Source organism: Cupriavidus alkaliphilus (genome assembly GCF_900094595.1).
GTDB classification, from domain to species: domain Bacteria; phylum Pseudomonadota; class Gammaproteobacteria; order Burkholderiales; family Burkholderiaceae; genus Cupriavidus; species Cupriavidus alkaliphilus.
The window spans coordinates 19,395-32,556 of record NZ_FMAD01000005.1 but is presented as its reverse complement, the minus strand read 5'-3'; the positions used below and the strand labels follow the sequence as shown (position 1 = coordinate 32,556).

Below are 13,162 nucleotides of genomic sequence, written 5' to 3'. Positions count from 1 at the left end.
GTCAGTGCCGCAGCAGCGGGCATTTCGACTTCGAGGCCGGCATGAAGGCCTGCTCGCCGGGCACCGTCGCCACTACCTTGTAGTAATCCCACGGGTATTTCGATTCGGCCGGCGTCTTCACCTCGAACAGGTACATGTCGTGGATCATGCGGCCGTCCTCGCGGATGCGGCCGTTCTTCGCGAAGAAGTCGTTGATCGGTATCGACTTCATCTGCTTCATCACCGCCGCGGTCTCGTCGGTGCCTGCCGCCTGCACCGCCTTCAGGTAGTGCATCACCGACGAATACGCGCCGGCCTGGCTCATGTTGGGCATTTTCTTCAGCTTCTCGAAATAGCGGCGCGACCACGCGCGGGTGGCATCGTTCATGTCCCAGTAGAAGCCTTCGGTCAGCATGAGGCCGGCCGCGGTCTTCAGCCCGATGGCGTGGATGTCGTTGACGTACAGCAGCAGGCCTGCCATGCGCTGGGCGTTGTTGCGCGTGAGGCCGAACTCGGATGCCGCCTTGATCGCGTTGATGGTGTCGCCGCCGGCGTTGGCCAGCCCGACGATCTGCGCCTTGCTGGCCTGCGCCTGCAGCAGGTACGAGGCAAAGTCGCTGGCGCCGATCGGGTGGCGCGCGGCCCCCACCACCTTGCCGCCGGTCTCGTTGATGACCGCGGTGGCGGAGTCCTGCAGCGTGTGACCGAAGGCGTAGTCGGCGGTCAGGAAGAACCAGCTCTTGCCGCCGCGCTGCACCGTGGCGCGCGCGGTGGTGTTGGCGAGCGCGTAGGTGTCGTAGGCGTAGTGCACCGACACCGGCGTGCACAGGTCGTTGGTGATGCGCTCGGTGCCGGGGCCCGAGAACACCACGATGCGGTTCTTCTGCTTCGCCACTTCCAGCACCGCCAGCGCCGGCGCCGAGGCGGCCACGTCGAGGATGGCGTCGACATTGCCGGTGTCGTACCACTCGCGCGCCTTGTTGGCGGCGATATCGGCCTTGTTCTGGTGATCGACCACGACCAGCTCGATCTTCTTGCCGAGCACCTTGCCGCCGAAATCGTCGATGGCCATCTGCGCCGCGGTGGCGCTGCCGCGGCCGGTGACGTCGGCGTACAGGCCGCTCATGTCGAGCAGCATGCCGAGCTTGACCACGTCGTCGGAAATCGCGGCCCTGGGCTGGGCCTGCGCGGCGCCGCAGGCCAGCGCGGTGGCAAGCGCGAGCACGCCGGCGGCCCGGCGTCGGATCGAATGGCGAAGCGTCATGGTGTCTCCTCCGGTGTGTTGTGGTTTGCGGCTCTGGCCGGGCCGCGGCGATCTGCGTCGCCGGCGTGCCGGCGCCAGGCCTGGCAAATGGCGTCGGCCTCGCGCTTCAATGCGCGGGCCATGGCGGTCTCGCGACCGCTTATGCGGTCATTGAGCGCGGCGATGCTGAGGGCGCCAAGCGGGTAGCCGTCGGGGCCTGGCAGGACGATGGCGATGCCGCCCATGCGCTCGATCACCACGTCAAGCAGCACCGCGTAGCCGCGCTCGCGCGTGGCGCGCACGTGCTCCAGCAGCATGGGCCGGCTGAAGCGGGGGTAGCGGCGCATGGCCGGGGCGATGCCTTCGAGCACCGCGTCGACCTCGGCGTCGGGCAGCGCGGCGAGCAGCGCCAGGCTGCCGGCGCCGACGCCCAGGGGCCGGCGGCTGCCGATTTCCAGGTAATTGGCGCGGATCGGGAAGGTGCCCAGGCGCAGCTCGATGCAAACGGATTCGCAGCCGCTCGGCACCGACAGGATGGCGCTGTCCTCGAAGGCATTGGCCAGCCGGATCAGCGCCGGGCGTACCAGCGGACGCAGGTCGGTCCGCTGCAGGGCGGCGGCGTGCAACGCCAGCCATTCCCGCCCCGGCGCAAAGGCCTTGGTCGCCGGATCGCGCTGGACCACACCCTCGGCTGCCAGGGTTTCAAGCAGCCGCAGCGCCGAGGCCTTGTCGACACCAGCGGCCAGCGCCAGGTCGGTCAGGCGGCGATTGCGGGCGTCGGTCAGCGCGCGCAGCAGGCGGCAAGCCTTCTGCAATGAAGTGCTCGGGATGGTCACGCCGGTCGTCTCCTGGGTCCGGTTTTCGTTACGTGAAACCGGTAGCAGACGTTATAGGCTATCTGGCTGGTGCCGTCCTGCCCAGGCGTGGAGAAATTTTGCCAGATGAAACCCGGCCAGCGGGTATCCGGCGGATGCCGCGGCGGCGGCGGGCCTGTGGCCTCAGGTCTGCGCCCGCAACAGCTTGCGCAGTCCCTGGTACACCGCCTCGCGCTCCTGCGGCGACAGCTGCCGGATCACCTCGGCCTGTCCGCGCCGCGCCAGTGGCATCACCTGGTCATGCAGCGCGATGCCGGCTTCGGTGATGGCGCACATCAGCTTCTTGCGCGGGGTATTGCCGGCCGAGGTCAGCTGCACCAGCCCGCGGTCCTCCAGCAGCCGCAGGGTGCGGCTGACCAGCGCCTTGTCCGAGGTGGACTGGGTCACCAGTTCGGCAAACGGCAACGCGCGCGCATGGGCCAGCAGCGCCAGGATGCGCCATTCCGGCACGGTCAGGCCGAACTGCTCCGCATAGGGCTTGGTGACCGTGCTGCGCAGCGCGGTCACCAGCTGGCTCAGCATCGTGGTCAGGAAGTTGTCGACGGTCAGGCCGCTGCCGGCCTCGTCGAGGTCGGTCCACGGGCTGGCGTTGGCGGCAGGGGCGGGCGCGGGCGTGCCATTGGCAGGCGCGGCATCACGGGGCATGCGTTCCTCTTGGTCTGGTCTGTCGGCCAGGATGCGTGGCCGGTGGGCGGGGCAGATTGTCTCACAGGCGCTTGCCATTGCCGCCACCGTGTGGCGACCCGGGTGAGTGCAAATAAATCTCAAAAAAATAAGGATAGTCAATTGGTGTTTAACGTAAGTTGAGTTGTCAACTTACGGCGCCTACGATGATTGTGTTCCTTGTTTGAACTTGCGTTTCATTAATAAAACAACCGAAGAGAGTTGTACTTAAGCCACCCCTGTTTTCGCGATGTGCACAACCCGCTGACTCCCGCCTCGCGAATGCGCCCCCACAGGAGCTGTAGATGAGACAACAACGTCCCCGACGCGCCGCTGCCGCCGTCGCCTCCGCGGCCATGGCCGTGCTTGCGCTGAGCGCGGGCACCGCGCTGGCCGCCCCCGCGTATCCGGCCAAGGCCGTCACCATGGTGGTGGCCTATCCGCCAGGCGGCGATACCGATGCCATGGCGCGGCTCTACGCCGACAAGCTGTCGGCCCGCCTGAAGCAGCCGGTCATCGTCGAGAACCGTCCCGGTGCCGGTGGCGTGGTGGGTGCCGCATTCGTCAGCCGCGCGCCGGCGGACGGCTACACGCTGCTGTATACGCCGAACCCGTTCACGCTGGCGCCGATGGTGCTGAAGCTGGCGCCGTCGGCCAGCTATGACCCGCTGCACGGCTTCACGCCGGTGATCCAGACCGCCGTGCAGGCGGTACTGCTGGTGGCCAACCCGCAGGCGGGCGTGAAAAGCGTGAGCGAGATGGTGGCCGCGGCCAGGGCCGGCAAGGCGCTCACCTATGGCAGCCCGGGCGCGGGATCGCCGATGCATATCGCCGGCGAGATGCTGAACCGCGCCGCCGGCGTGAAGATCCAGCACGTGCCCTACAAGGGCGTGGCGCCCGCGGTCAACGACGTGGTGGCGGGGCACGTGCCGTTTGCCTACGTCACGCTGGGCCCGGTGGCGCAGTACCTCAATACGGGCCGGCTGATTCCGCTGGCGATCACCGATGCGCGGCGCTCGCCGCTGCTGCCCAACGTGCCGACGCTGGCCGAGCTGGGCTACAAGGACGTGGTGGTCGGCGCGTGGCACGGCGTGATGGCGCCCAAAGGCACGCCGCCCGAGGTAGTCAGGACGCTGAACCAGCAGCTCAACGAGGTGCTGCGCCTGCCCGAGGTGGCCGACAAGATGGCCACCTTCGGCGCCACCCCCGTAGGCGGCGCACCGGCCGCGCTGGAGAAAGTCAACGCGGCCGACCACGAGCGCCTGGGCAAGGTGATCCGCGAGCTGGCGATCACCGCGGAATGAGCCGCGCCGGCGCATTGCCTTCCGGCACCACGCCATCGACAACGACAGACAGGAGGCCGGCATGAGCAGGGCCATCGTGGGAACGTCCACGCCGCAGGTGACCGCGCGGGAAAAGGTCATGGGGCGCGCGCAGTATGCCGGCGACATCAAGCTGCCCGGCATGCTGCACGCCAAGGTGCTGCGCAGCCCGCACCCGCATGCGCGCATCGTGCGCATCGACACCGCCGCCGCCAGGGCGCTGCCCGGCGTGAAGCTGGTGGTGACCGGCCACGACGTGCCCGCCCGTCACTGGGGCCCGCACCGCAAGGAGCAGCGCATCCTGGCCTGCGGCGTGGTGCGCCATGTCGGCGAGGAAGTGGCCGCGGTGGTGGCGCTCAGCGAGGAGATCGCGCGCGACGCGCTGGACCTGATCCGGGTCGAGTACGAGGCGTTGCCCGCGCTGCTGACGCCGGCCGCGGCGCTGGCCGGAGGCGCGCCGGAGATCCACGCCGGCACGCGCAATATCGGCCATGAAATGCGCATCGAGCGCGGCGATGTCGAGGCCGCGTTCGCGGCGTGCGCCGCGGTGTATGAAGCCACCTACGAGATGCATTCGCAGTATCCCGGCTACCTCGAGCCGATGGCATCGGTCGCGGCGCAGGATGGCAACGGGCGGCTCACGGTGTGGGCGTCGACGCAGTCGGTGTTCCTGGCGCGCGCGCGGCTGGCCGAGGCGCTGGACCGGCCGGTCTCGACCATCCGCGTGGTGCAGGCCACCACCGGCGGCGGCTTCGGCGCCAAGATCGTCGAGGAGAACAACAGCCTGATCTGCGCCTTCCTGGCGAGCCGGCTGGAGCGCCCGGTGCGGCTGGTCAACAACCGGCTGGAAGACTTCCAGGGCGCGCGCGCGAGCGTGCCGATGCAGGTCTGGCTGCGCCTGGGCCTTGCCGCCGACGGCGTGATCCTGGCCAAGGACGTACGCATCACGGCCGAGTGCGGCGCCTATTCCGGACTTGCCGGCGATGTGATGCACGTCACCGCCATGCGCAGCGACAACATGCACCGCGTGCACAACGTGCGCTCGCACGCGGTGATGGCCTATACCAACAACCCGCCGCGCGGCGCCTTCCGCGGCTTCGGCGGCCAGCAGATGCAGTTTCCGCTTAACTGCCACCTGACGGTGCTGGCCGGCATGCTCGGCATCGACCCGATCGAAGTGCACCGGCGCAATGCCATCGGCGCCGGCGAGACCAGCGTGCATGGCTGGAAGATCAGCAGCACCGGCATGGCCGAATGCCTCGACATGACGCGCCGCGCCATCCGCTGGGACGAAAAGCGCGCGGCGCCGCGCGGCACCGGCACGCGCCGGCGCGGCGTCGGCATTGCCGCGGCGATGCACGTCAGCGGCAACCGCACGCTGGGCAACTGGGACGGCTCGACCATCCTGCTCAAGATCAACGAAGACGGGCGCGTGATGTTGCAGACCAGCGAGTGCGACATGGGGCAGGGCGCCAACACCATGCTCAGCCAGATCTGCGCGCAGGAACTGGGCATTCCGCTGGCGCACGTCACCGTGATGGCGCCGGATACCGATACCGCGCCGTTCTGCCTGGGCTCGCTGGCGTCGCGTGTGACCATCATCTCGGGCAATGCGGTGCTGCGCGCGGCGCGCGAGGCGCGGCAGAAGCTGCTGGCGCTGGCGGCGGAAAAGCTCGGCGTGGAGGCGCGGCAACTGGTGATCGCCGATGGCCGCATCGCCGTGCCGGACCAGCCCGGCCAGTCCGCCACGCTGGCCGAGATCGCGCGCCTGCATATCTTCCGCCACGGCGGCGAGGGCATCCACGTGCGCGCCAGCTACGACGCGCCCACGGTGATGCACGACGCCGACTACTACGGCAACGTCGCCCCCGCGCATTCGTTCGCGGCGCAGGCGGTGGAAGTGGAGGTCGACACCTGCACCGGCCAGGTCACCGTGATCGACAGCTTTGTCGCCGACGACTGCGGCAAGGCCATCAACCCGCTCGCGGTGCATGGCCAGACCCACGGCGCCACCGTGCAGGCGATCGGCTGGACCCTGTACGAGCACCTGCAATACGAGGACGGCCGCCTGATGAACGGCAACTTCGCCGACTACACCATGCCCACCGCCGACGCCGTGCCGATGCTGCGCACCGACGTGGTCGAATCGAACGATCCCAACGGCCCCTACGGCGCCAAGGGCGCCAGCGAGACCGCGATCCTGCCGGGCGCGGCGGCGATCGCCAATGCCGTGTTCGACGCGGTCGGGGTGCGCATCCAGTCGCTGCCGATCACGCCCGAGAAGGTGCTGGCGGCCCTGCGCGCGCTGAAGGAAGAGGAGGCCGCCCATGCGTGACTTTGCCTTGCTGGAGCCGGCCACCGTGGCCGAAGCCAGCCACATGCTGGCCGACCTTGGCGACAGCTGCCGCGTCTTTGCCGGCGGCACGGCGCTGATGCTGGGCATGCGCCAGCGCATGCTGGCGCCCGGCCATCTGGTTTCGCTGGGCCGGCTCGATGCGCTGCGCGGCATCAGCTTCGATGCGCGCGACGGCCTGCGCATCGGCGCGCTTGCCTTGCATGCCGAGGTCGCGCGCTCGCCGCTGGTGCAGGCGCATTACCCGATGCTGGCCAGCATGGCCGCGCGCGTCGCCAATCCGCAGGTGCGCAACCAGGGCACCCTCGGCGGCAACCTCTGCTATGCCGATCCGGCCACCGATCCGCCTGGCTGCCTGATGGCGCTGGGTGCGCAGATCGTGGTCAGCGGACGCGGCGGCGAGCGCGTGATCGACATCGAGGACTTCCTGGTCGACTACTACGTCACGGCGCTGGCGCCGGACGAGATCGTCACGCAGATCCGCGTGCCGGCCCCGCGTGCCGGGGCCGATGGCCACTATGCGCGCTTCCTGCGCACGGCTGCCGAGCACCGCCCGCTGGCCAGCGTGGCGCTGGCGGTGCGGCGCGAGGGGGCGTTCTGTATCGAGGCCCGCCTGGCGGTGGGCGCCTCCACGCCGGTGCCGTGCCGGCTGCGGCGCGCCGAGGCGCTGCTGGCGGGCCGGGCAGTGACGGCGGAACTGGCCGAGCAAGCCGCGGCCATCGTCGCCGAGGACATCAACGCGGTGTCGGACGCGCGCGGGTCCGGGGCCTACCGCCGCGAGATGGTGCGCGTGGTCGCGCGCCGCACCATTGCCGCATTGTTCGGCGTGGCATCGGAGTAAGGAGCGTACCCATGAACCCAATCAGCATCGAAGTCACCGTCAACGGTGAAGAACACCAGGTGCAGGTGCCGGCGCGGCGCCTGCTTGCCGACCTGCTGCGCGACGACCTGAACCTGACCGGCACCAAGCGTGGCTGCGAGACCGGCATCTGCGGCGCCTGCTCCGTGCTGGTCGACGGCGAGGTGGTCAAGTCCTGCCTGATGCTCGCGGTGCAGGCGCGCGGCCGCCATGTGATGACGGTGGAGGGCCTGGCCGCCGACGGCCAGCTGCATCCGCTGCAGCAAAGCTTCATGGAGCACGGCGGCCTGCAGTGCGGCTATTGCACGCCGGGCTTCCTGATGGCGGCGTGCGCGCTGCTCGCCAACAATCCCAATCCGACCGAAGAAGAAGTCCGCCATGGCCTGAACGGCAACCTGTGCCGTTGCACCGGCTATGTCGGCATCGTCGAATCGGTCCTGTCCGCCGCGGAGGCAATGCGTGGAAATTGAAAAGACCCTGGTCACCGCGGCGCCGCCGGCGCGCGTGTGGGAGCTGCTGCTCGACCCCAACGTGATGGGCGCATGCGTGCCCGGCATGGCATCGATCGAAGTGCTCAGCGAGGTCGAGTACGTCGCGCACATGGCGGTAAAGATCGCCTTCATCAACGCGCGCTTCCGGCTGCATACGAAGATCGTCGAGACCCGCGCGCCCCATTACCTGCGCACCGAGGGCACCGGCGAGGACGCTTCTGTGGCCAGCTCGCTGCGGCAGTCGAGCGAGTTGTTCCTGACGCCGCTCGACCGTGGCGGCACGCAGCTGCGGATCAAGGTACAGGTCGATGTGCTGGGGCGGCTGGGGACCTTCGGCCTGAGCGTGATGAAAACCAAGGCCGACCGCATGTGGGACGAGTTCGGAGCCAACCTGCTGGCGCGGCTTGAGCCACAGGGCGGACAGCCCGCGGCCGAGGCGGCGCAGCAAGCGCCCGCGGTGGCGCAGGCGGCGGCCGCCGCGCCGGGTACGGCCGCCAACGGCCACGCAGTGCTGCCGGCGCGCGCGCAGGCGCCGCAAGCCGCTCCGGCCGGGCTGTTGGCACGCCTGTTCGGGCGCGGCGACGCCGCGCGCGGACCGCTTGCCGAGATCTGCATCGAGCTGCGCCGCGCCGACGAGACCATCGTGGTGCGCTGGCCCGCGGCGCATGGCGAGCAGTGCGCGGCGTGGCTGCGCGACTACCTGCGCCCGGGCGCATAGCGGCCTTGACGGCGGGACTGTCCGCAATACGGGTACCCTATCGGGTGCGGGCGTGATATATGAGAGCGTTGCGCCAAGACCGACTATTGCAGAGACAGACCATGACGACCGATTCGCCGCAGGACGACACGCAGGAAGGCGGCCAGGAGGGTGCGCAGGACAGCGCGCAGGACAAGTACATCGTGCCGGGGCTGGAGCGCGGCCTGCGCCTGCTGGGCGAATTCAGCAGCCGCGAGCGCACCCTGTCGGCCGCCGAGCTGGCGCGCCGGCTCAAGGTGCCGCGTTCGACCGTGTTCCGGCTGCTGGCCACGCTGGAAATGATGGGCTTTGTCGAGCGCACCGACGGCGGGCGCGAGTTCCGGCTGGGCATGGCGGTGCTGCGCCTGGGCTTCGACTACCTCGCCTCGCTGGAGCTGACCGAGCTTGGGCGCCCGCTGCTGGACCGGCTGCGCGACGAGATCCACTACCCGTGCAACCTGGTAGTGCGCGACGGCCGCTCCGTCGTCTATGTGGCCAAATCGGTGGCGTCGCGCCCGTTTGCCAGCACCGTCAATGTCGGCACCCGGCTGCCGGCGCATGCCACGGTGCTGGGGCGCGTGCTGCTGGAAGACCTGTCGCTGGCCGAACTGCGCGCGCTCTATCCGGAAGAGCGGCTGGAAGTCTATTCGGAAAGCACGCCGCGCACGGTCGAAGAGCTGTACGAAATGGTCCAGCGCGACCGCCAGCGCGGCTATGTGCTGCACGAAGGATTCTTCGAGGCCAGCATCTCCACCATCGCGGCGCCGGTGCGCGACCGCAGCGGCAAGGTGACGGCGGCGCTGGGCGCGACCATTCCGGCCGCGCGCATCGATCCGGACCAGCTCGACAACATGGTGGAACAGGTGCGGCGCGCCGCGGCGGAGCTGTCGCGGCTGCTCGACTACCGGCCGGAGGTGCCCAGGCCGTTCGCCTGACGGCACGGTGCCGCCCGCCACCAGGGGAAAGCAAGATGCAGCAATGCAAGCAACGACAGGCGGCGCCGCGGCGCCGGCAATGGCTGGCCGGCACGGTGCTGGCCGCGGCGCTGGCCGCATGCCTGCCCTGGCAGGCGGCGCAGGCGGCGGCCTGCGCCAATGTGCGCATCGTGGTGCCGTTTCCGGCGGGCGGGCCCGCCGACCAGCTCGCGCGCACGCTGGCCCACGGGCTGCAGCAGCGGCGCGGCACGCCCTTCGTGGTCGACAACAAGCCCGGCGCCAACGGCAATATCGGCATCGACGCGGTGCGGCGCGCGCCGGGCGATGGCTGCACCCTGCTGGTGGCGCCGGCCGGCAACCTCACCATCAACCCGACGCTGATGCCCGCGCTGGCCTACAACGTCGAGCGCGATTTCCGGCCGGTGTCGCTGCTGGCGGGCTCGCCCAACGTGCTGGCGGTGCACCCGTCGGTGCAGGCCGCTTCGGTGCAGGACCTGGTCAGGCTGGCGCGGCAGGCCGACCAGTCTGGCAAGCCGCTGGGCTATGCCAGCCCGGGCGTCGGCAGCGGCCTGCACCTGGCCGGCGAACTGTTCCGCCACCAGGCCGGCATCGCGCTGCTGCACGTGCCGTACAAGGGCACCACGCAGGCGCTCAACGACGTGGTGGGCGGGCAGGTGCCGCTGCTGTTCGGCACCTGGCCGACGCTGGCGCCGTTCATCCGCTCCGGCGCGCTGCGCGCGCTGGCGGTGACGCAGCCGAAACGCTCACCGGCCGCGCCCGACGTGCCGTCGCTGGCCGAGCAGGGCGTGCCCGGCATCGACGTCAGTTCGTGGTACGCGCTGCTGGTGCCCAAAGCCACGCCGCAGCCCGCGGCCGATGCGCTCGGCGCCGACGTGCGCGCGCTGCTGGCCACGCCCGCGGTGCGGGCCGAGCTGCAGCGCCAGGGCATGGAGCCGGTGGGCAGCACGCCGCAGGCGCTCGCCCAGCGCATCCGCGAGGAAACCGCGACGTGGGCCAAGCTGATCCGGCAATACGGCATCACCGCGGAGTAGCGTCGCCGCGGTAACCCATCAGCCCCGACAGGTCGCGCGCGGCCTGCCGGACTTCCCTGGCGACGCGCTCGCGCAGCGTGCCGTCGGCCTCGAAGCGCTGCTGCGGGCCGGCCACGCTGATGGCGGCGATCACCGCGCCGTCGGCGCCGCGCACCGGTGCCGCGCAGGCATCGATGCCGGGTTCGTAGGCAGAGAAGCTCCATGCGCAGCCGCGCTCGCGGTCGGCGGCCAGGATCTCGGCCAGGCGCGCGTGGGTGGCCGGGCTCTGCCCGGTGGCGGCCGGCAGCGGATCGGGCCCCAGCAATTCGCGCAGCGTCTCGGGCGGCAGCTCGGCAATCAGCATCCGGCCCGGCGTGGTCAGGTGCGCGGCAACGCGGCTGCCCACCTGGATATTGCTGACCAGCGCCGCCGCCGGCATCTGGCGCAGCAGGTAGAGCGCATCGCCGCCATCGCGCACCGCCAGGTAGGCCGACAGCTGCAGCGAGGCACTGAGCCGGGCCAGCACGCGCCCGGCGAAGCTGGTCAGGTCGTTGGCGGCCAGCACGCGCGAGGCCAACTTCAGGAAGTTGAAGCCGACCTGGTGGCCGCCCTGGGGCAGCCGCTCGACCATGCCTTCATGCTCGAGCGTATCGAGCAGGCGCATCACGGTGACCCGGTTCACGTCGATGCGGCGGCCGACCTCGCTCAGGTTGGCGGTGGCGCCGCCTTCGGCGATAAAGCGCAGCAGGCGCAGGCCGCGGATGACCGGCGATACCAGCTGGGCCTCGCGGGCATCCTCCGGTGCGGCGCCGTCGTCGAGGTCAGGTTCGGTGGTCAGGCGGGACTTGGGCATGTTGGCGTGGACTGTCCATGGAAAACGGCCGCGCAGGCGGCCGTGCTGGCGTGGAACGCAGGCCGCGGGCTTCAGCCGAGGGCGACGTTCCAGGCGTCGTAATCGTACACCCAGTCGGCGTTGCCGCCTTCCTTGAGCCAGGCATTGCTGCGCGAGCCGACCTGGATGCGGCTGGTGCGCGCGTGGCGCGCGGCCTGGTAGCGCGCCAGCGCGGCCGGCACGCCGGCGGCGCCGTCGCCGTCGGCATCGGCCAGGCAGCGCGCCAGCACCACGCCGTCCTCGATCGCCATGCCCGCGCCCTGCGCCATGAACGGCATCATTGGATGGCAGGCATCGCCCATCAGCGTGACTGGGCCCGCCGACCAGGCCGGCAGCGGATCGCGCACGTACAGCGCGGAGATCAGCACGTCGTCGCAGGCGTCGAGCAGCGCGCGGGCCTCGGGATGGAAGCCGGCATAGGCGTTGCGCAGATCTTCCACGCGGCCCGGCGTGGTCCACGACTCATGGCGCCAGGCGTCCTGCGCGACGGTGGCAAAGATAAAGATGTCGCGGCCGCGGTTGAGCGGAAAGGTGACGATCTGCGTGGCCGCGTCCGGGCCCCACCATTTGGTGAAGGCGCCGAGGTTGGGCACGCCGGCCAGGCGCGCGGCCGGCACCACGGCGCGATACGCAACCACCCCGGTGAAGATCGGACTCTCCTGGCCGAACAGCGCGGTACGCACGGTGGAATGGATGCCGTCGGCGCCCACCAGCACGTCGACGTGTTCCTGCGCGCCATTGGCAAAGGACAGCGTGGCGCCATCGGCGCGGGCCTCGACCGCCACCGCCTTGTGGTCGAGCCGCACGCAGGCGGCCGGCACGGCGGCTTCCAGCGCGGTCATCAGGTCGGCGCGGTGCATGGTCAGTTGCGGCGCGCCATAACGCCGCTCGGCCTCTTCCTGCATCGGCAGGCGCGAGGTTTCAGCGCCGGTATCCCACATGCGGCTGATGCGGTGGCTGGGGCGTGCGGCGGTCTCGCGCAGGGCCTCGCCAACGCCCAGCCCGTCCAGCGCGCGCACGGCGTTGGGGGTCAGGTTGATGTCGGCGCCGACGCGGGCAAAGCGGGGGGCTTGTTCGTAGACCACGGCTTCCATGCCGAGCTTGCGCAGCGCAATGGCCGCGGCGAGGCCGCCGATGCCGGCGCCGTTGATTCCGATTTTGAGGGGCATTGTTTCCAGTTGACGTTGTGTTTGTTCAAAAATGAACTAGATGTTCATAAAAATATATGGGTGAGAGGAGGGAGCGTCAATTAAGGGGGAACCCTAGGCGGGAGTTCTGGGAGGCAATGCGGTGGTCTATCGTTCTTGGCGGGCGTGGCTGTTTCGCCGGCGTAGCCGGCGAGTCACTTTTTGGCCGAGCGCCAAAAAGTAACCAAAAAACGCGTCGCCTGAGCGGCTGGCTAAGGCGGCGTTGGGGGTTCCGGCGGTGGTGACTCACGGTCAGGCGGATGGTGGTTCCACCCTGCTGACGCTACCTGGATGTGCCTGGCGTTCGGGGGCGGATGGACGAACCCGACTTTAGGTCGGTGGCAGCCTGCTAACCGCGTTATTGGTGGGACGCCTACGGCTGCGCTGCGCGCGCTCCCTATCTCAGGTCTACTGCTCTGGCACGGAGTGCGTCGCTGCGCTCGCACGCGCTGTTGCGGCGCGTACGCGCCCCTCCGGAGGCCCCCTGCGCGGAAGCGAATCGTGCGCGCACCGAAAGCCAAGCGAGCACAGCGACGCGTTCCGTGCCCGAGCCCACGCACTGCGATACTGCCGGCGCAGCAGCCGTAGGCGTTCCT

The 13,162-nt window shown here is 69.9% G+C and carries 12 protein-coding genes; 7 read left to right on the top strand and 5 right to left on the bottom strand.

Annotated features, from left to right (window positions below; genetic code table 11):
• Position 1 precedes the first annotated feature (1 nt).
• The 3 genes from GA0116996_RS12065 to GA0116996_RS12055 form a co-directional block, all read right to left on the bottom strand.
• Positions 2–1,243, bottom strand: coding sequence for an ABC transporter substrate-binding protein (locus tag GA0116996_RS12065; RefSeq protein ID WP_092311343.1), 1,242 nt, complete (start codon positions 1,241–1,243; stop codon positions 2–4).
• A complete protein-coding gene (locus GA0116996_RS12060) occupies positions 1,240–2,058 on the bottom strand; it encodes an IclR family transcriptional regulator (RefSeq protein ID WP_092311340.1) in 819 nt (272 codons plus the stop codon). The genes GA0116996_RS12065 and GA0116996_RS12060 overlap by 4 nt, the downstream gene beginning before the upstream one ends.
• 162 nt (positions 2,059–2,220) lie before the next feature.
• Entirely contained in the window at positions 2,221–2,742 is a 522-nt protein-coding gene (locus GA0116996_RS12055) for a MarR family winged helix-turn-helix transcriptional regulator (protein ID WP_092311337.1), read from the bottom strand.
• A gap of 323 nt (positions 2,743–3,065) precedes the next feature.
• Between GA0116996_RS12055 and GA0116996_RS12050 the strand changes: the two genes are divergently transcribed.
• The 7 genes from GA0116996_RS12050 (at position 3,066) to GA0116996_RS12020 (ending at position 10,508) form a co-directional block, all read left to right on the top strand.
• Positions 3,066–4,064: a Bug family tripartite tricarboxylate transporter substrate binding protein gene (locus GA0116996_RS12050; RefSeq protein WP_244159838.1), complete on the top strand. Its 999-nt coding sequence runs from the start codon at positions 3,066–3,068 to the stop codon at positions 4,062–4,064.
• A gap of 61 nt (positions 4,065–4,125) precedes the next feature.
• Positions 4,126–6,417: a xanthine dehydrogenase family protein molybdopterin-binding subunit gene (locus tag GA0116996_RS12045; RefSeq protein WP_092311331.1), complete on the top strand. Its 2,292-nt coding sequence runs from the start codon at positions 4,126–4,128 to the stop codon at positions 6,415–6,417.
• Entirely contained in the window at positions 6,410–7,276 is an 867-nt protein-coding gene (locus tag GA0116996_RS12040; protein ID WP_092311328.1) for an FAD binding domain-containing protein, read from the top strand. Before GA0116996_RS12045 ends, GA0116996_RS12040 begins: the two co-directional genes overlap by 8 nt.
• Positions 7,277–7,287: 11 nt before the next feature.
• Positions 7,288–7,764: a (2Fe-2S)-binding protein gene (locus GA0116996_RS12035; protein ID WP_092311325.1), complete on the top strand. Its 477-nt coding sequence runs from the start codon at positions 7,288–7,290 to the stop codon at positions 7,762–7,764.
• A complete protein-coding gene (locus GA0116996_RS12030) occupies positions 7,754–8,503 on the top strand; it encodes an SRPBCC family protein (protein ID WP_092311322.1) in 750 nt (249 codons plus the stop codon). Before GA0116996_RS12035 ends, GA0116996_RS12030 begins: the two co-directional genes overlap by 11 nt.
• A gap of 101 nt (positions 8,504–8,604) precedes the next feature.
• Entirely contained in the window at positions 8,605–9,456 is an 852-nt protein-coding gene (locus tag GA0116996_RS12025; protein ID WP_092311319.1) for an IclR family transcriptional regulator, read from the top strand.
• A gap of 35 nt (positions 9,457–9,491) precedes the next feature.
• Positions 9,492–10,508, top strand: coding sequence for a tripartite tricarboxylate transporter substrate binding protein (locus GA0116996_RS12020; RefSeq protein ID WP_092311316.1), 1,017 nt, complete (start codon positions 9,492–9,494; stop codon positions 10,506–10,508).
• Here the strand turns inward: GA0116996_RS12020 and GA0116996_RS12015 are convergent.
• Positions 10,495–11,340, bottom strand: a complete 846-nt coding sequence (locus tag GA0116996_RS12015) for an IclR family transcriptional regulator (RefSeq protein WP_092311313.1) — start codon at positions 11,338–11,340, stop codon at positions 10,495–10,497. The two genes, GA0116996_RS12020 and GA0116996_RS12015, sit on opposite strands and share 14 nt — an antisense overlap.
• 71 nt (positions 11,341–11,411) lie before the next feature.
• Positions 11,412–12,548: an FAD-dependent monooxygenase gene (locus GA0116996_RS12010; protein WP_092311310.1), complete on the bottom strand. Its 1,137-nt coding sequence runs from the start codon at positions 12,546–12,548 to the stop codon at positions 11,412–11,414.
• Positions 12,549–13,162 lie beyond the last annotated feature (614 nt).